General features: G+C 74.4%; 16 protein-coding genes. 13 read left to right on the top strand and 3 right to left on the bottom strand.

What is annotated here, in order from left to right; all coding sequences use genetic code 11:
* Positions 1 to 6 precede the first annotated feature (6 nt).
* From ACTWM8_RS25275 to ACTWM8_RS25255, 5 genes are all read left to right on the top strand, one after another.
* Positions 7 to 1,320, top strand: a complete 1,314-nt coding sequence (locus tag ACTWM8_RS25275) for a homoserine dehydrogenase (protein ID WP_172894566.1) — start codon at positions 7 to 9, stop codon at positions 1,318 to 1,320.
* A 106-nt stretch (positions 1,321 to 1,426) separates the two neighbouring features.
* A complete protein-coding gene (gene thrC / locus ACTWM8_RS25270; protein WP_446211179.1) occupies positions 1,427 to 2,476 on the top strand; it encodes a threonine synthase in 1,050 nt (349 codons plus the stop codon).
* Positions 2,477 to 2,673: 197 nt separating this feature from the next.
* The gene (locus tag ACTWM8_RS25265; protein WP_446214669.1) at positions 2,674 to 5,946 is read left to right on the top strand and encodes an efflux RND transporter permease subunit; all 3,273 of its coding nucleotides are present in this window, start codon (positions 2,674 to 2,676) and stop codon (positions 5,944 to 5,946) included.
* Between the two features lie 169 nt (positions 5,947 to 6,115).
* Positions 6,116 to 6,928, top strand: coding sequence for a polysaccharide deacetylase family protein (locus ACTWM8_RS25260; protein ID WP_446211178.1), 813 nt, complete (start codon positions 6,116 to 6,118; stop codon positions 6,926 to 6,928).
* Positions 6,929 to 6,951: 23 nt separating this feature from the next.
* Positions 6,952 to 8,196, top strand: coding sequence for an MFS transporter (locus ACTWM8_RS25255; protein ID WP_446211177.1), 1,245 nt, complete (start codon positions 6,952 to 6,954; stop codon positions 8,194 to 8,196).
* A 22-nt stretch (positions 8,197 to 8,218) separates the two neighbouring features.
* Here the strand turns inward: ACTWM8_RS25255 and ACTWM8_RS25250 are convergent, their stop codons facing one another.
* Complete coding sequence (locus ACTWM8_RS25250) at positions 8,219 to 8,710, bottom strand: hypothetical protein (RefSeq protein ID WP_446211176.1); 492 nt, start codon at positions 8,708 to 8,710, stop codon at positions 8,219 to 8,221.
* A gap of 106 nt (positions 8,711 to 8,816) precedes the next feature.
* Here ACTWM8_RS25250 and thrB point away from each other — a divergent pair, with 106 nt between their 5' ends.
* The 3 genes from thrB to ACTWM8_RS25235 all read left to right on the top strand — a co-directional run bounded on the left by thrB (position 8,817) and on the right by ACTWM8_RS25235 (position 15,668).
* The gene (gene thrB / locus ACTWM8_RS25245) at positions 8,817 to 9,761 is read left to right on the top strand and encodes a homoserine kinase (protein ID WP_446211175.1); all 945 of its coding nucleotides are present in this window, start codon (positions 8,817 to 8,819) and stop codon (positions 9,759 to 9,761) included.
* Positions 9,762 to 10,058: 297 nt separating this feature from the next.
* Complete coding sequence (gene rho / locus ACTWM8_RS25240; RefSeq protein ID WP_446211174.1) at positions 10,059 to 12,071, top strand: transcription termination factor Rho; 2,013 nt, start codon at positions 10,059 to 10,061, stop codon at positions 12,069 to 12,071.
* A 144-nt stretch (positions 12,072 to 12,215) separates the two neighbouring features.
* A complete protein-coding gene (locus ACTWM8_RS25235; protein ID WP_446211173.1) occupies positions 12,216 to 15,668 on the top strand; it encodes a phosphodiester glycosidase family protein in 3,453 nt (1,150 codons plus the stop codon).
* Between the two features lie 275 nt (positions 15,669 to 15,943).
* Here the strand turns inward: ACTWM8_RS25235 and ACTWM8_RS25230 are convergent, their stop codons facing one another.
* Complete coding sequence (locus ACTWM8_RS25230; protein ID WP_446211172.1) at positions 15,944 to 16,840, bottom strand: phosphatase domain-containing protein; 897 nt, start codon at positions 16,838 to 16,840, stop codon at positions 15,944 to 15,946.
* A gap of 274 nt (positions 16,841 to 17,114) precedes the next feature.
* Between ACTWM8_RS25230 and rpmE the strand changes: the two genes are divergently transcribed.
* Together rpmE and prfA are read left to right on the top strand one after the other, a co-directional pair.
* The gene (gene rpmE / locus ACTWM8_RS25225; protein ID WP_446211171.1) at positions 17,115 to 17,339 is read left to right on the top strand and encodes a 50S ribosomal protein L31; all 225 of its coding nucleotides are present in this window, start codon (positions 17,115 to 17,117) and stop codon (positions 17,337 to 17,339) included.
* A 100-nt stretch (positions 17,340 to 17,439) separates the two neighbouring features.
* Positions 17,440 to 18,528: a peptide chain release factor 1 gene (prfA, locus tag ACTWM8_RS25220; protein ID WP_446211170.1), complete on the top strand. Its 1,089-nt coding sequence runs from the start codon at positions 17,440 to 17,442 to the stop codon at positions 18,526 to 18,528.
* A gap of 134 nt (positions 18,529 to 18,662) precedes the next feature.
* Here the strand turns inward: prfA and ACTWM8_RS25215 are convergent, their stop codons facing one another.
* Entirely contained in the window at positions 18,663 to 20,213 is a 1,551-nt protein-coding gene (locus tag ACTWM8_RS25215) for a diguanylate cyclase domain-containing protein (protein ID WP_446211169.1), read from the bottom strand.
* Between the two features lie 134 nt (positions 20,214 to 20,347).
* Here ACTWM8_RS25215 and prmC point away from each other — a divergent pair, with 134 nt between their 5' ends.
* From prmC to ACTWM8_RS25200, 3 genes are read left to right on the top strand one after another with little or no spacing between them, the layout of a single operon-like run.
* On the top strand, positions 20,348 to 21,235 hold the full coding sequence (gene prmC, locus ACTWM8_RS25210) for a peptide chain release factor N(5)-glutamine methyltransferase (RefSeq protein WP_446211168.1): 888 nt from the start codon (positions 20,348 to 20,350) through the stop codon (positions 21,233 to 21,235).
* A complete protein-coding gene (locus tag ACTWM8_RS25205) occupies positions 21,235 to 21,879 on the top strand; it encodes an L-threonylcarbamoyladenylate synthase (protein WP_446214668.1) in 645 nt (214 codons plus the stop codon). Before prmC ends, ACTWM8_RS25205 begins: the two co-directional genes overlap by 1 nt.
* The gene (locus ACTWM8_RS25200; RefSeq protein ID WP_446211167.1) at positions 21,880 to 22,491 is read left to right on the top strand and encodes an arsenate reductase/protein-tyrosine-phosphatase family protein; all 612 of its coding nucleotides are present in this window, start codon (positions 21,880 to 21,882) and stop codon (positions 22,489 to 22,491) included.
* Positions 22,492 to 22,637 lie beyond the last annotated feature (146 nt).

The raw sequence follows: 22,637 nt of genomic DNA, 5'->3' as shown, positions 1-22,637 counted from the left end.
TCACCTGTGCGTTTGGCGCTGCTCGGCTGCGGGACCGTGGGCAGCGAGGTGGTCCGGTTGCTGCACGAGCAGTCGGCCGACCTCGCCGCCCGGATCGGCGCCCCGCTGGAGATCGCCGGCATCGCCGTACGCCGGGTCGGGCGCGACCGCGGTGACCTGCCGGTCGACCCGGCGCTGTTCACCACCGACCCGCTCGGGCTGATCAAGCGCGACGACGTGGACGTGGTGGTCGAGGTGGTCGGCGGCATCGAGCCAGCGCGCGGCTGGCTGGTCGAGGCGCTGCGGGCCGGCAAGAGCGTGGTCACCGCCAACAAGGCGCTGCTCGCCGAGGACGGCGCGGCCCTGCACGACGCGGCCGCCGAGGGCGGCGCCGACCTCTACTACGAGGCCTCGGTGGCCGGGGCGATCCCGCTGCTGCGCCCGCTGCGCGACTCGCTGCACGGGGACCGGATCAACCGGGTCACCGGCATCGTCAACGGCACCACCAACTTCATCCTCTCCGCGATGGACGCCACCGGCGCTGGCTTCGCCGAGGCGCTGGAGGAGGCCACCGAGCTCGGGTACGCCGAGGCGGACCCGACCGCCGACGTGGAGGGCTTCGACGCCGCCGCCAAGGCCGCCATCCTCGCCTCGCTGGCGTTCCACACCCGGGTCACCGCCGCCGACGTGCACCGCGAGGGGATCACCGAGGTGACCGCCGCGGACGTGGCCAGTGCCCGGGCGATGGGCTGCACGATCAAGCTGCTCTGCATCGCGGCCCGGGGCGCCGACGCCGCGGGCCGGGAGACGGTCAGCGTGCGGGTGCACCCGGCGATGATCCCGCTGACCCACCCGCTGGCCAGCGTCGGCGATGCGTTCAACGCGGTCTTCGTCGAGGCCGAGGCGGCCGGGCAGCTGATGTTCTACGGCCGGGGCGCCGGTGGCGCGCCGACCGCCAGCGCCGTCCTCGGGGACGTGGTGGCGGTGGCCCGCAACCGGCTCGCCGGGGCGCGGGCGGCCAGCGAGTCCGCGTACGCCGACCTGGCGGTGCGGCCGATGGGGGAGGCGCTGACCCGCTACCACATCAGCCTCGACGTGGCCGACCGTCCGGGTGTGCTGGAGGCGGTGGCCGGGGTGTTCGCCCGGCACGAGGTCTCCATCGCCACCGTGCGGCAGGGCCCGGCGGGCGGCGGGCCGGCCGGTCGGGGCTCCGACGCGGAGCTGGTCATCGTCACCCACGTCGCGCCGGACGCGGCGCTCGCCGCGACCGTACGCGAGCTGCGCGGGCTGGACATCGTCGGATCGGTGACCAGCGTGCTGCGGGTGGAGGGCGGGCAGTAGGGCGTCCCGTCTGGTGGGTGGCGGCGGGTGCGCCGGTCGTCGCCCCGGTCGGCTGGTCCAGGCTTGAGACACCCCCGACGGAACGGGGCGAGGCGAGGAGAGCGACATGTGGCGCGGTCTGATCGAGACGTACCGGGACCGGCTGCCGGTCACCGACGCCACTCCCGTCGTCACCCTGCACGAGGGGAACACCCCGCTGCTGCCCGCGCCGGTGCTCTCCGCCCGGCTCGGCTGTGACGTGCACCTGAAGGTCGAGGGGGCCAACCCGACCGGCTCGTTCAAGGACCGCGGCATGACCGTCGCGGTGTCCAAGGCGGTCGAGGCGGGCGACAAGGTGATCATCTGCGCCTCCACCGGCAACACCAGCGCCTCCGCCGCGGCGTACGCGGCCCGGGCCGGGATCACCTGCGCCGTGCTGGTGCCGCAGGGCAAGATCGCGCTGGGCAAGCTCGCCCAGGCGCTGGTGCACGGGGCGAAGCTGCTCCAGGTCCAGGGCAACTTCGACGACTGCCTGTCGCTGGCCGCGAAGCTCGCCCAGGACTTCCCGGTGGCGCTGGTCAACTCGGTCAACCCGGACCGGCTGCACGGCCAGAAGACCGCCGCCTTCGAGATCGTCGAGGCGCTCGGCGACGCCCCCGACATCCACTGCCTGCCGGTCGGCAACGCCGGCAACATCTCCGCGTACTGGATGGGCTACGGCGAGGACCTGGCCGCCGGCAACGCCACCCGCGCCCCGAAGATGTACGGCTTCCAGGCCGCCGGCGCCGCGCCGATCGTGACCGGCCAGGTGGTGCACGAGCCGTCCACGATCGCCACCGCCATCCGGATCGGCAACCCGGCGAGCTGGACGAAGGCGGTCGACGCCCGGGACGCCTCGCAGGGCCTGATCGCGGCGGTCAGCGACCGGGAGATCCTGTCGGCGTACCGGCTGCTCGCCCGGGAGGTGGGCGTCTTCGTCGAGCTGGGCAGCGCGGCCAGCGTGGCCGGCCTGCTCCAGCAGGCCGCGGCGGGCCGGGTCCCGCCCGGTTCCACGGTCGTCTGCACGGTTACCGGCCACGGCCTCAAGGACCCGGAGTGGGCCATCTCCACCGCCCCCGCCCCGCTCACCATCGCCAACGACGCCCTCGCCGCCGCCCGCTCCCTCGACCTCGCCTGACCCCTCCGGCCCGCCGGCCGGGCCGCGTGTCGATCATAAAGTTGTCGCCCTGGTGAGCGCTTTCCGGTGGCAACCACTTCATGATCGACGAGCGGTGCGGGGGAGGGCGGGGCGGCGGTGGGCCGGTGGGGGTGGGGGAAAGTGAATCGGGCACACTTTGGTCACCCCGTCGACCTCCTGCAGGAGTGAGTCCGCTGATGTCGCTGCTCGCCAGATCCAGCCTCGCCAACCGCGGACTGGTCGCCCTGATCGCGGTGGTGACCGCGGCGTTCGGGGCGTTCGCCGTCCCCTCGCTCAAGCAGCAGCTGCTGCCGTCGCTGGAGTTCCCCGGCGCCTTCGTCGTGGCGGTCTACCCCGGCGCCGGGCCGGAGATCGTCGAGTCCCAGGTCACCGAGCCGATCGAGAACAGCCTCCAGGGCCTGCCCGGGCTGGAGAAGGTCACCTCCACCTCGCGGGAGGGCTCGGCGACCGTCTCGGTGCAGTTCGAGTTCGGCACCGACGTCGACGACGCGGCCAACAAGATGCAGACGGCGCTGGGCCGGATCGACGCGCAGCTCCCGGCGGAGGTGGACCCGCAGGTCCTCACCGGGAGCACCGACGACCTGCCCGCGGTGGTGCTCGCCGCCAGCGGGGGCGGCGACGAGCGGGCGCTGGCGGAGAAGCTGCGCAGCACCGTCGTAGGAGAGCTGGAGGGGATCGACGGCGTCCGTACCGTCGAGGTGACCGGCACCCGCGACCAGGTCGTGACGATCACGCCGGACCCGGCGAAGTTCGCCGCCGCGAAGCTGGCCCCGACCGCCATCGGGACGGCGCTGAAGACCAACGGCATCTCCGTGCCGGCCGGCGCGGTCACCGACGGCACCCGGGCGCTCCCGGTGCAGGTCGGCGCCCCGATCACCACCCTGGACGAGCTGCGCGGCATCGTGCTCACCCCGAGCGTGCCCAAGGCGCCGCCGGTCCGCCTCGGTGACGTGGCCGCCGTGCAGCAGCAGCTCGCTCCGGCCACCGCGATCACCCGCACCAACGGCATCGAGAGCCTCGGCGTCCAGGTGATCGCCGCCCCGGACGGCAACGCCGTGCGCATCTCGCACGAGATCCGGGACCGGCTCGACGCCCTGCGCTCCGCCTCCGGCGCCGAGCTGACCGTCGTCTTCGACCAGGCGCCGTTCGTCGAGAAGTCGATCGAGAGCCTGACCACCGAGGGCCTGCTCGGCCTGCTGATGGCCGTGGTGGTGATCCTGGTCTTCCTGCTGTCGGTGCGTTCCACCCTGGTCACCGCGGTCTCCATCCCGCTGTCGGTGGTGGTGGCGCTGCTCGCGCTCTGGGTCGGCGACTACTCGCTCAACCTGCTCACCCTCGGCGCGCTCACCATCGCCGTCGGCCGGGTGGTCGACGACTCGATCGTGGTGCTGGAGAACATCAAACGCCACCTGGAGTACGGCGAACCCAAGCGGGACGCGATCGTCGCCGCGGTCCGCGAGGTGGCCGGCGCAGTGACCGCGTCGACCCTCACCACGGTCGCGGTGTTCGCCCCGATCGCGCTGGTGGGCGGCTTCGTCGGGCAGCTCTTCGCGCCGTTCGCGATCACCGTGACGGTGGCCCTGCTCGCCTCGCTGCTGGTCTCGCTGACCGTGATCCCGGTGCTGGCGTACTGGTTCCTGAAGCCGCGCCGGGCCGGGGCGGACGACGCCGAGGTGCGCCGGGCCGCCGAGGAGAAGGAGCTGCGCAGCCCGTTGCAGCGGGCGTACCTGCCGACGATCGGGTTCGCCACCCGCACCCGCGGGACGCGCTGGATCACCGTCGCGGTGGGGCTGCTGGTGCTGCTCGGCACGTTCGGCCTGGCGCAGAAGCTGGAGACCAACTTCCTGGACGACTCCGGCCAAGACACCCTGAACATCACCCAGGAGCTGCCGGCGGGCGCCGGACTGGCCGCCACCGACCAGGCGGCCCGCCGGGTCGAGGAGGTGCTCGGCCGGACCGACGGCGTCGAGACGTACCAGGTCACCGCGGGCGGCAGCGACCAGCCGTGGCTGGGCGGCGGGGGCAACAACACCGCCCGCTGGTCGGTGGCGCTCGACGGCGACACCGACGCCAAGGAGATGAAGGAGATCCTGCGGGAGAAGTTCGACGCCCTCGGCGCCGAGGGCGGCGAGCTCACCTTCGGCCAGGGCCAGGGTGACCAGCTGGAGCTGGTCGTCCAGGCCGCCGACCAGGAGACGTTGGCCAGGGCCGCCGAGGAGGCTCGCGTGGCGATGGCCGGCACGCCCGACGTCGAGGACGTCTCGACCAGCCTGGCGACGCGGGTGCCCCGGGTCGACGTCACCGTCGACCGGCTCGCCGCGGCCCGGGTCGGGCTGAGCGAGGCGGCGGTCGGGCAGCTGGTGTCGCAGGCGTACCGGGGGGCCCCGCTGGGGCGGGTGACCCTGGACGGCGGTCAGCAGGACGTGGTGCTGCGGACCTCGGCCACCCCGCCGACGACCCTGGAGCAGCTGCGCGCCCTGCCGGTCGGTCCGGTCAAGCTGGACGACATCGCGGACGTCACCCAGGGCGAGGGACCGCAGCAGGTCACCCGGATCGACGGTGAGCGCAGCGTGTCCGTCACCGGCACCGCCACCGGCTCCAACCTGGGGGCGATCACCCAGGAGCTGCGGAAGCGGATCGCCGACATCGACGTGCCCGGCGCGACGGTGACCGTCGGTGGCGCGAGCGCGGAGCAGGAGGACGCCTTCGGCGACCTGGGCCTGGCGGTGCTGGCCGCGATCGCGATCGTCTTCCTGATCATGGTGGCGACCTTCCGCAGCATCACCCAGGCGCTGATCCTGCTGATCTCGATCCCGTTCGCCTCGACCGGCGCGATCGGCCTGCTGCTGGTCACCGGCACCCCGCTCGGCGTGCCGGCGCTGATCGGCGTGCTGATGCTGGTCGGCATCGTGGTGACCAACGCGATCGTGCTGCTGGACCTGGTGAACCAGTACCGGGCGCAGCAGGGGATGGGCGTGACCGAGGCGGTGGTCGAGGGCGGCCGGCGGCGGCTGCGTCCGATCCTGATGACCGCGGTCGCCACCATCTTCGCGCTGCTGCCGATGGCCCTCGGGCTGACCGGCGAGGGTGGCTTCATCTCCCAGCCGCTGGCCGTGGTGGTGATCGGCGGTCTGCTCACCTCGACGCTGCTGACCCTGGTGCTGGTGCCGACGCTCTACACCATGGTGGAGCGCACCAAGGAGTCGCTGCGGGCCCGCCGGGCCCGGCGCTCCGGTGGCCCGGCCCCGGTCGAGCCGGCCGCGCCGGCCGCCGCCGGGGACGAGGCCGACGTGCCGGTCCCGGCCGGGGTCGCCGCCACCGGTACGCCGACCGCCGAGTCGCCGGCCCGGCCGGCGCCCTCGGCCGCGCTGCTCGACGGCACGGACCAGTTCGAGGTGCTGCGGCTGCCGAAGAGCCGGCGCTCGCCGCTGCCGCCGACCGAGGAGTAGTCCGACCCCCGCGCAGCGCCCCCGGCCCCTACCACCGGCCGGGGGCGCTGCGCTGTCGAACCTCCGACAGCCCGCCGTGACCTTCGCCCTGCGCCGGCGTTGCGGCGGCCCCCTATCGTCGGTTGTCGATCATCCACTTCGGACGACGACCAACGGGCGGGGGCGCGGCATGGCGGGCGGGGACGGTGTGCGGTGGGGGCGGCGGACGGTGCTGCGCGGCGGCGCCCTGCTGGCCGGTGGCACCGCGGTCGGTGCGGTCGGGATGTCCGAGACCACGTACCTCGCCGACCGGCGGCTCCCGCTCGCCGGCGGGCCGGCCAGCGCCACCGTGGGCAACCGCCGGCAGCAGGTCGGCGGCGGCGCGCTGGAGGTGGTCTGGCATGTCCCGACCGAGAGCCGGACCGTGGCGCTGACCTTCGACGACGGCCCGCTGCCACAGTGGACGCCGATGGTGCTGGACACCCTCGACGAGCACGACGTGCCGGCCACCTTCTTCCTGGTCGGCCAGCGGGTCCGCCGGCACGCCGGCCTGATCCGGGACCGGCTGGGTCGGCACGAGGTGGGCAACCACAGCTGGCGGCACCGGGACCTGGCCCGGCTGGACGCCGCCGAGGTCCACGACGACCTGCGCCGCTCCCACGACGCCATCACCGACGTCACCGGCCGTCCACCCCGGGTGGCCCGCCCCCCGTACGGGCACCTCGGCGGCGCGGTCCTGCACGCCGCCGTACGCCTCGACTACCGCCTGGTGCTCTGGTCGCTGCAGATGGTCGAGGGCGAGTTCCCGGACGACCCGGCGGGGCACGCCCGGCGCATCGTGGCCGACGTCGTGCCGGGCACCATCCTGCTCGCCCACGACGTGGGGGCCGAGCGCCGCCAGGTGGCGCTGCGCGGCCTGCCCGCGATGATCGACGGGCTGCGGGACCGCGGCTACACCTTCGTCACCGTCTCCCAGCTGTTGCGACGCACCGCCGCGGTGTGAGCGGCCGGGTAAGGTTCGGGCACGTGTCGCCCACCTTCTCGGTCCTCACCCGCAACCGGAACTTCCGCAACCTCTTCCTGGCCGAGCTGGTGGTCTTCGGCGCCGACTGGTTCGTCATGGTGCCGCTGCTGGTGCTCCTGCCGAAGCTGACCGGCAGCGGCGTCTGGGGCGCGCTGGTGCTCGCCCTGGACACCGGGGTGGTCGCGCTCCTGCTGCCGTACACGGGGACCATCGCCGACCGGTTCGACCGCAAGAAGATCATGATGGTGGCGAACGTCGCCGCCCTGCTCGGGGTGCTGCTCCTGCTCGGCGTGCGCAGCGCCGGCACCGCCTGGCTGGCCATGCTGGCGATCGCCGCGGTGGCGGTGGCCAAGGCGTTCTACTCGCCGGCCGCGCAGGCCGCCCTGCCCAACGTGCTCGACCCGGACGAGCTGGCCGCCGGCAACGCGGTCGCCGGCTCCGCCTGGGGCACGATGACCGTGGTCGGCGCTTCGCTCGGCGGCGTGCTGAGCGCCGCGGCCGGGCCGTACGCCTGCTTCTGGGTGGCGGCGGTCGGCCTGGCGCTGGCCGCGGGCCTGGCCGCGCTGATCCGCCGGCCCCTGCAGGCCCCCCGGGACGCCGACCTGCCGACGCCGCGCACCTGGGCGGCGATCCGGGAGGCGCTGGGCTACATCGGGCACCGGCCGCGGGTGCTGGCCCTGGTCACGGTCAAGTCGGCGGTCGGGCTGGGCAACGGCGTGCTGACCGTCTTCCCGCTGCTCGCCGGCGTGTACGGCGTCGGCCCGGTCGGCGCCGGCCTGCTCTTCGCGTTCCGGGGCGCGGGGGCGCTGGTCGGGCCGATCCTGATGCGCCGGGTGCTCACCAACCGGGCCTGGCTGCTGCCCGGCCTGGCCGCGTCGATGTCCCTGTACGGCCTCGCCTACCTGGGCACCTCGGTGGTCGGCTGGTTCCCGCTGGTGCTGGTCCTGGTCTTCGTCGCCCATTTCGGCGGCGGCAGCAACTGGGTGCTGTCGAACTTCGCCCTCCAGGGCGAGGTGCCGGACCGGCTGCGCGGCCGGGTCTTCGCCACCGACATGATGCTGGCGACGCTGGCCATCTCGGTCAGCCAGCTGGTGGTGGCCTCGGTGGTGGACGTGGTCGACGAGCGGGTGGTGCTCGCCGGCTGCGGCCTGGTGACGCTGGTCTACGCGGTGGGCTGGCGGATCGCCACCCGTCGCCTCTCGCTGTCCGACCCGGCCACGGAGGCGGCGCCGGCGTCCGCCCCCTGACCGCCGAAGGGCGTTCGGCGGATCAGGTCCGCTCGGGCGTGGCCGGGGGCGCGGGGAGGTCGGTGCCGCCCCACTGGGTGGCGGCGGGAGCCGGCGACTGCGGGGCGGGATCCGGGTGGTCCGCGTCGTCCCCGGCCGGCGGCGTCCAGCCCGCCCAGTCGACGGCGGGCGCGGCGACCGGCCGGCCGGCGAACACCGCGGCGACGAGCAGGCCGAGCCCGATCGGATATCCGATCGTCCACAGCACGCCGACGGCGAGGCTGACCAGGTGAAACTGGCCGAACCCGCCGCCACCGTCCCAGCGGAGGTCGACCAGGTGCGGCACGGCCACGTTCCAGGCCAGACCGAGCAGGCTGACCACCAGCAGCACCGCGATGCCCGACATCATCAGCGCCCGGGCCCGGTGGGGCAGCCGACCGCGGCGCGCCACGGCCAGCACCAGGCCGGTCACCAGCACGGCCAGAGTGGGCAGCTCTCCGCCGATCTGCAGGATCGAGTAACCGAAGAGTTCCATGCCGCCTCCGTCTGACCGTGGGTCGGGCCAGGCTAGCGGAAAATGATCAGTTCCCACGGTCCGGGCGGAACCCCGCCACGCCGGTCCCGGGCCCTAGCATGAGCCGGTGCCGTTGACTTTCGCCGCCGGGCCGGTCCGCGTCCGGGTCCCCGCCACCAGCGCCAACCTGGGCCCGGGCTTCGACGCGCTGGGCCTCGCCCTCGGGCTGCACGACGACGTCGCGGCCGAGGTGACCTCGGGCGGCGTACGGGTGTCGGTCACCGGCGAGGGCGCCGGTGAGCTGCCGGAGGACGACCGGCACCTGGTGGCCCGCGCCATGCGTGCCACCTTCGACGTGCTCGGCGGTCAGCCGCCGGGGCTGGCGCTGGAGTGCGTCAACCGGATCCCGCAGGCCCGTGGCCTGGGCTCCTCCTCGGCGGCGATCGTGGCCGGGGTGCTGCTGGCCCGCGCGCTGGTCACCGACGGGCCGGAACGGCTCGACGACGACGCGGTGCTCCGGCTGGCCGCCGAGATCGAGGGCCATCCGGACAATGTGGCCCCCTGCCTGCTGGGCGGCTTCACCGTGGCCTGGACGGAGCCCGGCGGCGCGCGGGCGGTGTCGCTGCCCGTCGCCGCGGGGATCCGGCCCACCGTCTTCGTCCCGGCCGAGCGCGGGCTGACCGCGACCGCCCGGGCGGCGCTGCCGGTGACCGTCCCGCACGCCGACGCCGCGCAGAACGCCGGCCGGGCGGCGCTGCTGGTGCACGCCCTGACCGCCGAGCCGGCGTTGCTGCTGCCGGCGACCGTCGACCGGCTGCACCAGGACTATCGGGCACCCGGGATGCCGGGGACGGCGGCCCTGGTCAGCGCGTTGCGTGCGGCGGATGTGGCGGCTGTGGTCAGTGGGGCGGGGCCGACGGTGCTGGCGCTGGGCGAGCCGCCCAGCGGCTTCCAGGCGGGAACAGACTGGCAGGTCTGGCGGTTGTCGGTAGAGGTGCGCGGCGCAACGGTCGCGCGGGGTAGACTGGGACACGCCGAGCGGGACCCTGTTGCCGCAGGTCGGAAGAGTTGATTACGCTCTAGACTTAGCACAGCCGCGAAGCATGCGATCTCCCTGCGGGTCGGCGCACCCCCGAAGCTCTCGGCGGTAAGCCCGTCACCCCTGCCAAGGCCCACGCCGCACCGCAGTTTCCACAGGTCGCCGCAGACGGCGAGACCTGCTCACCGATGCTGGTGAGTCGGGAAACCGACCAGCTGCTGTGCCACAGACTCCCGCGACGTGTCCATGCGAGGCGGGTGCACCGAGGCCGCCCGGCCACCTGAGCTTCTCGACTCCGGGCAGTCCCGGCCTATCGAGGGAAGGAATCCATTGAGCGACACCACCGACGTGACGTCGGATGTTTCCAACGTCGCTGGCGATGCCACCACCGCTGCCCCCGCCCGTCGTCGACGCAGCGGCACCGGCCTGTCGGCGATGCTGCTGCCAGAGCTGCAGAGCCTGGCCGCGTCGCTCGGCATCTCCGGGACGGCGCGCATGCGCAAGGGCGAGCTGATCAGCGCGATCACCGAGCGGCAGCAGGGCGGCGCCGCCGGCACCCCTCGACCGCGGGCCGAGGTTGCGGCCGCGGCCGCACCCGCCCGTGAAGAGGTGCACGCCGAGGTTCGCGAGACCGGTGAGCGGGCTGCCGAGCAGGCTGCCGTCGCACCGGCCGCCGGCGAGGCCGAGGGCCGTACCCGGACCCGGCGCGGCCGGGCCGCCGCCGAGGGCCGTCCCGCCGAGGGCCGTCCCGCCGAGGCGCGGACCGAGGAGGCTGCTCCCGCCGAGACCGGCGAGCGCGCCGAGCGCGGCGAGGGCCGTGGCCGGGACCGGGCCGAGCGCGGCGAGCGTGCTGAGCGCGGTGACCGGGCTGAGCGCGGTGACCGGGCCGAGCGTGGCGAGCGGGCCGAGCGCGGCGACCGCAACGAGCGGGCCGACCGTGGCGACCGGGCCGAGCGCGGCGAGCGCAACGACCGCGGTGAGCGGGCCGAGCGTGACCGCACCGACCGGGGCGACCGCAACGACCGCGGTGGCGACCGGGCCCAGCGCGACAACGACACCGATGAGGACGGCGAGGGCGGCGGCCGGCGTGGCCGGCGCAGCCGGTTCCGTGACCGTCGGCGTGGCCGCGGCGAGCGGGCCGAGGGCGGCGAGGGTGGCCGCGAGGGCGGCCGCGAGGGCGGTCGCGAGCCGCAGGTCAGCGAGGACGACGTGCTCGTCCCGGTGGCCGGCATCGTTGACATCCTCGACAACTACGCCTTCGTCCGGACCACCGGCTACCTGGCCGGCCCGAACGACGTCTACGTCTCGATGTCCCAGATCAAGAAGTACGGGCTGCGCCGCGGTGACGCGATCACCGGTGCGGTGCGGGCCGCTCGCGACGGTGGCAGCGACCAGCGGCGGGACAAGTACAACCCGCTGGTCCGGCTGGACACCATCAACGGCATGGAGCCGGACGAGGCGAAGCGTCGTCCCGAGTTCTACAAGCTCACTCCGCTGTACCCGCAGGAGCGGCTGCGGCTGGAGACCGAGCCGCAGATCCTCACCACCCGGGTGATCGACCTGGTCATGCCGATCGGCAAGGGGCAGCGCGCGCTGATCGTGTCGCCGCCGAAGGCCGGTAAGACGATGGTGCTCCAGGCGATCGCCAACGCGATCACCCGGAACAACCCGGAGTGCCACCTGATGGTGGTGCTGGTGGACGAGCGGCCCGAAGAGGTCACCGACATGCAGCGGTCGGTGAAGGGCGAGGTCGTCGCGGCCACGTTCGACCGTCCGCCGCAGGACCACACCACGGTGGCGGAGCTGGCGATCGAGCGGGCCAAGCGCCTGGTCGAGCTGGGCCACGACGTGGTCGTGCTGCTCGACTCGGTGACCCGGCTCGGGCGGTCGTACAACCTGGCGGCGCCGGCCAGCGGCCGGATCATGTCGGGTGGTATCGACTCCACCGCGCTCTACCCGCCGAAGCGCTTCCTGGGTGCGGCCCGCAACATCGAGAACGGCGGCTCGCTGACCATCCTCGCCACCGCGCTGGTGGAGACCGGGTCCATGGCGGACACGGTCATCTTCGAGGAGTTCAAGGGCACCGGTAACGCGGAGCTGAAGCTGGACCGGAAGATCGCCGACAAGCGGACCTTCCCGGCCATCGACATCAACCCGTCCGGCACGCGTAAGGAGGAGGTCCTGCTCGCGCCGGAGGAGCTGGCCATCATCCACAAGCTCCGCAAGGTGCTGCACTCGCTGGACTCGCAGGCGGCGCTCGACCTGCTGCTGGACCGGCTCAAGCAGTCCCGCACCAACATCGAGTTCCTGATGCAGATCGCCAAGTCGACGCCGGGGGAGTGACCTCACCCGGGTGAGACAAGCGAAGGGCACGGCCACACCGGCCGTGCCCTTCGCCGTATCCCGGGGCAGTGGACTCTGGAATTTTCCTTCAATTCAGTCCCCGGGTATTGAAACTTCTGTGCATCGCCGGGTTGACTGTCGTCCATGCGTACCCGCAGCCGAACCGCCCGCCTTCCCGGCGTCCTGCTGTTGACGCCGCTGCTCGCGCTCGCCGGGGCCGTCCCGGCGTCCGCCGCGTCGCCCGCCGCCGGCACCGCCGCCGAGGACGCGCCCCGCGCCTCGTCGTACCCGGCCGCCGCGGTGGCGCTCGCCCCGGCCGGCGTCGCGCGCGCCGACGGACTGGAGACCGCCCGGACCACCCGGCCGGTCGCCCCGGGGCTCGACCTCACCTCCTTCGACCGGTACGACGCCGCAGGCTGGCTGCGCGCCGACGCGCTCACCGCCGACCTCAGCGGCGGGCTGACGGTCGACTACGTCAACTCCGGGGAGGTGGCCCGGGCCGAGCCGTTGCGCGGCGCGGTCGACCGGGACCGGGCCGTCGCCGCGGTCAACGGCGACTTCTTCGACATCAACAACTCCGGTGCCGCGCAGGGCGTCGGCATCCGCGACGGCGAACTGATCCAGTCGCCGGTCGCCGGCCACCACAACGCGGCCGCCATCACCGGCGACGGCATCGGCCGGGTGGTCCAGGTGCACTTCGACGGCACCGCGACGCTGCCGGCCGGCCCGGTCACCCTGACCCAGTTCAACAACATGGTGCAGGCCAACGGCGTCGGCGTGTTCACCGCGCTCTGGGGGTCGTACCCCCGGCGGCGGACGGTGGAGGGCGCGGCCCGGGTCACCGAGGTGGCGGTCCGGGACGGCCGAGTGGCCACCGTCGGCGCCACGGCGGGCGAGGGGCCGATTCCGGCCGGGACCACCGTGCTGCTCGGCCGGGAGGCCGGCGCGGACGCCCTGGCCGCCCTGCGCCCGGGCGACCCGATCGACCTGACCTGGAAGCCGAAGCCGTCCGAGGGCGGCGACCTGCGCGCCGCCGTGGGCGGGGGCAACGTCCTGGTCCGCGACGGGGCGGTGCAGACCATCGCCGACCCGACCCTGGCCCCGCGCACCGCCGTCGGCTTCTCCGCCGACGGGCGGCGGATGATCCTGCTCACCGTGGACGGGCGTCAGGTGGACAGCCGGGGCGTCACGCAGACCGAGATGGGCGAGATGATGGCCGGGCTGGGCGCGTACCACGCGCTCAACCTGGACGGGGGCGGCTCGTCGACCCTGCTGGCCCGAGAGCCCGGCGCGGCGGCCGTGCAGGTGGAGAACAGCCCGTCCGACGGCACCGAGCGCGCGGTCCCCAACGGGCTGGCGGTCTACGCCCCCGAGGGCAGTGGCCGGCTCACCGGGTACTGGCTGGAGACGGCGAGCGACCCGACCGCCGCGCCGGGCGTCGCGCCGGTGCGGGGCGGCCGGCCCGACCGGGTCTTCCCCGGACTGACCCGCCGGCTCACCGCCGCGGGCTACGACGAGACGTACGGCCCGGCTCAGGGCGCGCCGACGTGGCGGGCGAACCCGGCCGCGCAGGGCACCGTGGCCGACGGGGTCTTCCGCGCCGGCGCAACCGGCCGCAGCACCGTCACCGCCTGGCGCGGCGAGGCCCGGGGCACGCTCGACCTGACCGTGCTCGGCCCGCTGGCCCGGGTCGACTCCACGGTGGACCGGGTCGGCCTGAACCGGGCCGGCGACGGCGGGCTGTTCGGCGTGGTCGGCTACGACGCCGAGGGCAACACCGCGCCGATCGAGCCGGCCGACCTGACCCTGGAGTACGACCGGACGCTGCTGGCGGTCACCCCCACCGCCGACGGCAACCTGTCGGTCAAGGCCCTCGGCGACAGCGGCTCCGCCCTGGTCACCGTCCACGTCGGCCGGCACGCCACGGTGCTGCCGGTGACCGTCGGGCTGACCGACGTGCCGGTGGCCGGCTTCGACGACGCGGCCGCCTGGAGGTTCAGCCAGGCCCGGGCCAGCGGCGCGGTCGCCCCGGCGCCGGGGCACACCGGCACCGGCCTGCGGATGACGTACGACTTCAGCCAGTCCACCGGCACCCGGGCCGCGTACGCCGACCCGCCGGCCTGGATCGCGGTGCCCGGCCAGCCGCAGGCGTTCGGCATGTGGATCCACGGCAACGGCACCGGCGAGTGGCCCAGCCTGCACCTGCACGACGCGCAGGACACCCAGCACGTGCTGCGCGGCCCGCTGGTCACCTGGAAGGGCTGGAAGTACGTCGAGTTCGCGGTGCCGCCCGGCGTGCAGTACCCGGTGCGGGTCCGCCGGTTCTATGTGGCGGAGACCAACCCGGCGGCGCAGTACACCAGCGAGGTGGTCATCGACGACCTGGTGGCGAAGGTGCCGCCCACCATCGACGCGCCGGCCGAGCCGCCCCGTACCGACCGGGTGGTGCTGCGCGACGGCACGGTGGACGGCGCGCCCTGGCGCTTCGCGGTGATGTCCGACGCCCAGTTCGTCGCCGCCGATCCGGACAGCGACCTGGTCGCCCAGGCCCGCCGTACGCTGCGCGAGGTGAAGGCGGCGAAGCCGGACTTCCTGGTGATCAACGGTGACTTCGTGGACACCGCGTACCCGGCGGACTTCGCGCTGGCGAAGCGGCTGCTGGACGAGGAGCTGGGCGGCGAGCTGCCCTGGTACTACGTCCCGGGCAACCACGAGATCATGGGCGCGCCGATCGACAACTTCCGCGCCGTCTTCGGCGACACCCAGCGGGTCTTCGACCACGCGGGCACCCGGTTCGTCACGCTGAACTCGTCCACCGGGTCGCTGCGCGGCGGCGGCTTCGACCAGGTCCGGATGCTGCGCGAGGCGCTGGACTCGGCCGCCGCCGACCCGGCGGTCGGCTCGGTGGTGGTGCTGCACCACCACCCGCCCCGCGACCCGAGCCCTGCCAAGGCCAGCCAGCTCGGCGACCGCAAGGAGGCGGCGCTGCTGGAGCAGTGGCTGGCCGACTTCCAGCACCGCACCGGCAAGGGCGCGCTGTTCGTCGGCGGGCACGTCGGCACCTTCCACGCCGACCGGGTGGACGGCGTGCCGTACGTGATCAACGGCAACTCGGGCAAGAACCCGTCGACGCCGCCGCAGCTCGGCGGCTTCACCGGCTGGACCGAGTTCGGCGTGGACCCGGTGACCCCGGCCGAGGCCGACCGGGCCCGCCGGGATCCGCTGGTCGAGGGGCCGCGCTGGGTCGCCGCGGAGTTCCACGCCCACGTGGACCGGCTCGCGGTGAGCGCGCCGGCCGCCGTGGCGGTGGGGACGCCGGCCACGGTGACCGCGACGCTCACCCAGCCGGGCGGTCGTGCCGTCCCCGTGGCGGCCCCGGTCAGCGCCGACTGGTCCGCCTCACCGAACGTCCACATCGGAGGTCCGGGCGGGGTGCGGCCCTGGCACGTGGCCCGCTTCGACCCGGCCACCGGGCAGCTGACCGCGCTGCGGGCCGGCGCGCAGGTGCTGCTCGCGGTGACCGTGAACGGCGTCCGGGCCGAGGCGACGGTCGCGCTGACGGCGGCGGAGACACCTGGGGAGGCACCCGCCGCCTGACCGGCCCGGCGCCCGCCGGGCATCCCGCCCGCCGGTCGGCCCCTGCGGCGAGGGGCCGACCGGCGGTGCGCTCCGGCCCGGTCGTCGGTTCCTCGGCGAGGGCCGACCGGCGGCGCGTCTCAGCCTGGTCGAGGACCGTCCTTCCACCCGCTTTGCTCTGCTGCCTTCGGAGCAACACCGACCGTCCGGATACCGGACGTCGGGTGTTGCCGTGGCGGCAGCAGAGCAAAGCGTGCGGGGTGGGCGTTGCCCGGGGGGCGCAGTGCGCCGAGCGCTCAGAAGTCGCCCTCGGCGACCTGGAAGACGGTCAGCCCGAGTGACCGCCACATCCGCACCACCTGCTGCCGGTCGTCGAAGACCCCGGCCACCCGGTAGCGATCGCGCACCTCACGCTCGTAGATCTCCTGCTTCACCACGGCGTCCTTGCGGGAGTCGCCCACCGCGCGCAGGTGCAGACCGAGGTACGGCACCCGCACGTGGCGGTCCAGCCAGGCTTCGGTGGCGGGACGGGCGGTGGCGTCGCGTCCGGAGCAGAAAATCACCCCGTACCCGGCGGCGTGCATCGCCCGGACCGCCGCGATCACCGCCTCGTTGGGCTCGTCCTCGCCCACCCGGGTCATGTCGTACGGGCTGCGGGAGACGTTCAGCGCGACCGTGCCGTCGATGTCCACCAGCACGATCTCCGGCGGGCCGGCCGGGGTCGCGTCGACCGTGCCGGCCCGGCCGGTGCGGGCCGTCGGCACCGGCAGCGGCAGCGGCCGGTTGGCCAGGTAGCGCTCGTGCAGGCGCCGGATGGCAGACTCGCCGACCCGGTCCGCCTCCGCCCGCGCGGCGTCGCGGCGCAGGCACTCGTCCAGCGGTACGTCGGTGAAGTCGTGCACCTCGAAGTCCGCGTCGTACCGGGCGGCTAGGTCGGCCCAGTCCCGCAGGGTGCGCGAGCGCAGGTTGGTGTCGTCCACGCAGACGCTTATCCGGGCCCGCAGCAGCGCCTCCACCTGGGCCCGCTGGGCGAGCGTCACCTGGTACTCGGCCCGCTGGGTGAACAGCCGCTCACCGTGCAGCATCCGGCGCAGGTCGTCGCGGTTCACCCGGGCGACGGCCGGTTGGAGGGTACGGGCGAAACTGGTCTTGCCGGAGGCGGGCAGCCCGCGGGTGGCGATCAGTCGGGGCATCCTGCCCATCCCGCTCGGGTCAGGGACGAATCGGGCACGATCCCACCGTACGCCGGGGGCGGGAATGCTGGTCCCCGGTGGCGGGAATGCGAACCAGGAGGCGGGCGTTACCACTGCCGGACCGATCGTGCGGCCCGCTTGCCGGGTCGGCTCACGCCCATGGCACACTGGTCAATCGGCCACCGGTTCCGGTTCACGCCCGAGTCCGTCGCGCACCAGGCGACGGGGAGATCAGCGGCGACCCGGCGACCACCGACGAAAGGACCGAGGCGACATGAAGCCCAACATCCACCCGGAGTACGTGACCACCGAGGTCTCCTGCTCCTGCGGTAACACCTTCTCGACCCGCAGCACCGCCAAGGGCGGCGCGATCCACGTCGAGACCTGCAGCGCCTGCCACCCGTTCTACACCGGCAAGCAGCGCGTCCTCGACACCGCCGGCCGGGTCGCCAAGTTCCAGCAGAAGTACGCCAAGGTTCAGGCGAAGAAGGCCAAGTAGCTCCACCGACGACGCCCGTGTCCGGCTTCGGCCGGACACGGGCGTTCGTCCGTTCCGCCCCCGGTTACGCCCGTCCGTCCGTCGAAGGAGCATCCCCCGCATGAGCAGCGAGCGCCTGGCTTCCCTCCTCGACGAGTACGCCGAGCTGGAGAAGCGGCTGGCCGACCCGGCCATCCACGCCGACCAGGGCACCGCCCGCCGGGTGGGCCGCCGGTACGCCGAGCTGGTGCCGCTGCACAAGGCCGCCGGTGAACTGGAGCAGGCCCGCGCCGACCTGGCCGCGGCCCGGGAGCTGGCCGCCGAGGAACCGTCCTTCGCCGCGGAGGCGGAGTCGATCGCGGCGAGCCTGCCGGCACTGGAGGAGCGCCTGGCCGAGCTGCTGATCCCGCGCGACCCGCACGACGCCAAGGACGTGATCATCGAGATCAAGGCCGGCGAGGGTGGCGAGGAGTCCGCGCTCTTCGCCGGCGACCTGCTGCGGATGTACACCCGGTACGCCGAGCGGCACGGCTGGCTCACCGAGGTGATCGACGCGCAGGACTCCGACCTGGGTGGGGTCAAGGACGTCTCGCTGGCGATCAAGACCAAGGGCGTCCCGGAGGGCGGCAACGGCGTCTGGTCGCGGCTGAAGTGGGAGGGCGGCGTGCACCGGGTGCAGCGCGTGCCGGTCACCGAGTCGCAGGGGCGCATCCACACCAGCGCCGCCGGCGTGCTGGTGCTGCCCGAGGCGGAGGACGTCGACGTCACCGTCGACCCCAACGAGCTGCGGATCGACGTGTTCCGCTCGTCCGGGCCGGGCGGCCAGTCGGTGAACACCACCGACTCGGCGGTCCGGATCACCCACCTGCCGACCGGCGTGGTGGTCTCCTGCCAGAACGAGAAGTCCCAGCTGCAGAACCGGGAGCAGGCGATGCGCATCCTGCGGGCCCGGCTGCTCGCCGTCGCCCAGGAGCAGGCCGACGCCGCCGCCTCGGACGCCCGCAAGGCGCAGGTGCGCACGGTGGACCGCTCGGAGCGGATCCGCACCTACAACTTCCCGCAGAACCGGATCACCGACCACCGGATCGGCTACACGGCGTACAACCTCGACCTGGCGCTCGCCGGCGACCTGGACGGCGTCCTGGACGCCCTCACCGAGGCCGACCGTGCCGCCCGCCTCTCCGGCGACACCGAACTGACCCGCCGCTGACCCGATCTCCCCACCGGGCGCCCCACCCGCCCACCGACGCACTTTCCGAGAAAGCGTGGCTATTCGACGCCGAATAGCCACGCTTTCCGTGAAAGAGGCCTCAAGCGTGGGGCGCGGGGCGCGGGGAGGGCGGGTCAGGAGGCGCGGGGGCGGGTTTTGGCGCGGAGCATCTCGCGGTCGGCGATCTCGAAGGCGGTGCCGAGCGCGTCGCGTAGCGCGCCGCGGGCGCCGTCCACCTCGGCGAAGCCGATGCTCACCCCGACCGGGGTGCCGGGCACCAGGGACTCCCAGTCCTCGGTGCGCACCGCCGCGTGGATCCGCCGGGCCACCTCGGCCGCCTCGGTCATCCCGGCCTCGGAGAGCACCACCACGAACTCGTCCCCGCCGTAGCGGGCCACGAAGTCGCCCCGGCGCATCACCCGGTTGATCACTCCGGCGATGCGTTGCAGGACCAGGTCCCCGGAGTGGTGGCCGTGGGTGGTGTTGACCGCCTTGAACCCGTCCAGGTCGCAGACGCCGATCACCACCCGCTCGCCCTGCGAGGTCACCGAGGCGATGTAGCGCTCCAGCCGGCGCCGGTTCGGCAGGCCGGTGAGCGGGTCGGTGAGCGCCTCGCCCTCGTACCGGGCGGCCTCGCGGCGCATCTCCTCGTGGTCGATCCGGGCGGCGATGCCGTCGATGTACACGTCGCGCAGCCGGTCGTTGCGCTGGGCGGCCAGCCGGAATGCCATCCGGTCGGCCCGGTGCGCCGCCACGTGGTCGCCGGCCCGGGCGTACGCGATGCTGCGCAGCCGGGACGGCTCGGCCGCGCCGAGCGTCTCGTTGGAGACCAGCGCGGTGTCCAGCCGGGTGATCGCCTCGATCGGCCGGCCGTCGGCGACGGCCAGGCAGACCTGCCCGAGCTGCCGCATGTCGCGGGCGCGGGCGCTGTCGCCGCCGTGGGCGAGCAGCCGGACCGGGTCGGTCTTCGTGCCGGTCTCCAGCGGGTCGCCCAGGGCGGCCCGGCGGGCCGCCGCGTAGCCGTACGCGGCCAGGCTGCTGGGGCGGATCCGCTCGCTCCGGCCGTCGCGGACGAACCGGTTCAGGTCGATGGCGATGTCCCGGAGCACCCGCAGGCAGCCGTCGCTGTCGCCGTTGTGGTCCAGGGCGACCGCGTTGCGCAGCCGGATCCCCGGCGCGGCGAAGACCTCCTCGGGGAGCCCGGCGGCCAGCCCGTGCTGCCGGGCCCGCTCGATGGCGCCGAGGGCGTAGCCGTGGAAGCTGAGGTACGAGTAGGCCATCGCCAGGTCGTGCCAGCCCCAGGCGGTGTCCCGGTCCCGCTCCTCGGCCGCGCCCAGTGCCCGGGCGGCGCGCACCAGGTGGGTGACGCACCGGTCCAGCGCGCCCTGGTGGTGCGCGGCGAGCGCGGCCAGCGCGTTGAGGTGCCCGTGCAGGTACGGCTCGGGCAGGTCGCGGACGGCGGTGGACGCCTCTTCGATGGCCCCGGTGAACTCCGCCGTCCGACCGAGATTGATCAGGGCGCAGAGGCGCTGCACCAGCGCGTCGGCGCGGGTGTGCGGGTCGGTGGTGGTGCGCAGCACCCCTTCGAGCAGGCCGCACGCCTCGGCGGACCGGCTCGACTCCTGCAGGGTCCGGGCACGCCGGAGAGCGTCAACCTGGTCATCGACCCGGTCGAGCCACCCCACCTGCGAACCTCCTGTCCGTGTGCGTCCGGCCGCACCCACTCGTGGCGTGACCCGCGACGCTTCATGATTATGTCGTGACCTTCCTTCCGCGCCACCCCTCCGAAGGGACAGAACGCGAGCGACCCTCGCTCGCTGTGGCCCGCGCCACCCGTGCCCTGACCGCCGCCGGGGTGGAGTCGGCCCGCGCCGAGGCGGAGCTGCTCGCCGCGTACGTGCTGGACGTGCCTCGCGGCCGGCTGGCGCTGGCGGACGGCTTCACCGCCGCCCAGCGGGAACGGTTCGAGGCGCTGGTCGCCCGCCGGGCCGACCGGGAGCCGTTGCAGCACCTGACCGGCCGGGCCGGGTTCCGGCACCTGGAGCTGGCGGTCGGGCCGGGGGTCTTCGTGCCCCGGCCGGAGACCGAGCTGCTCGCCGGCTGGGGGATCGAGGTGGCCCGGACCCGGCCGGCGCCGCTGGTGGTGGACCTGTGCAGCGGTTCGGGGGCGATCGCGCTCGCGGTCGCCCAGGAGGTGCCGGCCGCCCGGGTGGTGGCCGTGGAGCGGTCGCCCGCCGCGCTGGAGTGGCTGCGGCGCAACGCCGCCGAGCGGGCCGCCGCCGGGGACCGGCCGATCGAGGTGGTCGCCGCCGACGTCACCGACCCGGAGCTGCTGGCCGCGCTGGTCGGCGAGGTGGACGTGCTGCTCTGCAACCCGCCGTACGTGCCCCGGGCGGTGGCCGTACCGCCGGAGGTGGCCGGGCACGACCCGGACGAGGCGGTCTTCGGCGGGACGGACGGGTTGAGCGTGATCCGGCCGGTGCTGGCCCGCGCCGGGGACCTGCTGTGCCCCGGCGGTGGGCTGGGCGTGGAGCACGACGACACGCACGGGGCGGCGGTGCCGGCGCTGCTCGCCGGCGACGGCCGGTACGTCGACGTGGCGGAGCATCGGGACCTGGCGGGACGGTCCCGCTTCGCCACCGCGTTCCGCCGGGCGGACGGCCCGCACGCCGGTGTGGCCCCGGCGTGGCAGACTGGCTCCTCGTGATGCTCTACGACTGTCGGTCGCCCGCCGACCGGGACCGCGGCATCGCCGCTGCCATCGAGGCGGTCAAGAACGGCGAACTGGTCGTCCTGCCGACCGACACGGTCTACGGGATCGGCGCGGACGCCTTCACCCCGTACGCGGTCAAGGCCCTGGCGGACGCCAAGGGCGGCAGCCGGCAGGCGCCGCCGGTGCTGATCGGCTCCCGGCACACGCTGGACGGCCTGGTCTTCTCGCTGCCGCGCGCCGCGCGCGACCTGGTCGAGGCGTTCTGGCCCGGTGCGCTGACCATCGTGGTGGAGCACTCGCCGAGCCTGGCCTGGGACCTGGGCGACGCCAGCGACACGGTGGCGGTCCGGATGCCGCTGCACCCGGTGGCGCTGGAGGTGCTGCGGGAGACCGGCCCGATGGCGGTGGCCTCGGCGAACAAGGCGGGCCAGGCGGCCGCGCTGACCGCCGAGGAGGCCCGCGACAAGCTCGGCTACTCGGTGCGCGCCTACCTGGAGGCCGGGCCCTGCCCGGACCCGGTGCCGAGCACGATCGTCGACCTGACCGGGGAGGTGCCGCGGGTGCTCCGGCTGGGCGCGATCGGGCTGGACAAGCTCCGCGACGTGGCGCCGGACATCCTCGACGAGCGGGGGGCCTGAGTGCCGCCGTTCACCGTCCTGCACGTGTGCATGGGCAACATCTGCCGCTCGCCGATGGCGGAGCGACTGCTGGTGCTCGCGGTCCGGGAGCGGCTGGGCCGGCTCGGCGTCGACCCGACCCGCTCCGACGAGCTGCTGCACAGCCACAGCGCTGGCACCGGCGGCTGGCACGCCGGCGAGGAGATGAACCCGCCGGCGGCCCGGCAGGTGCTCTCGCGCGGCGGTGAGGTGGACGGCTTCGCCGCCCGCAAGCTGCGCTCGGATCTGATCGACGCCGCCGACCTGGTCCTCACCGCCACCGCCGACCAGCAGGAGTACGTGGTGGCGCTGCGTCCCGACGCCGCGGCCCGCACCTTCGTGCTCGGCGAATTCGGCCGGCTGCTCGGGCTGGTGGACGCCGCCGCCCTGCCGCCGGCGGAGGCCACCGGCGAGGCGGTGTACGCCCGGGGCGTGGCCCTGGTGGCGGCCGCCGACGCGGCCCGGCAGGGCTCGGCGGCGCTGCACTCCGACGACCTGGACGACCCCTGGGGCCGGGGCGACCAGTGCTTCAGCCGGGTGGCCGACGAGATCGAGGAGACCGTGCACCCGCTCACCGCGGCGCTGCTGCCCTGACCCCCCCGCCCGGGTGAACCGGGCGGCGTGTCCGGTGCTCCGCGCCGCGTCCCGCTCGCGAGTTTCCTCCGGGTTTCGCGAAATATGAGGGCGGAAGGGGCATTGCGGGTCATTCTGGACGGGTCCTGACGGCTCCTGCGGGGAGT

It is taken from the genome of Micromonospora sp. IBSANI012 (assembly GCF_052814045.1).
This window is presented reverse-complemented; position numbering and strand designations above follow the sequence as displayed.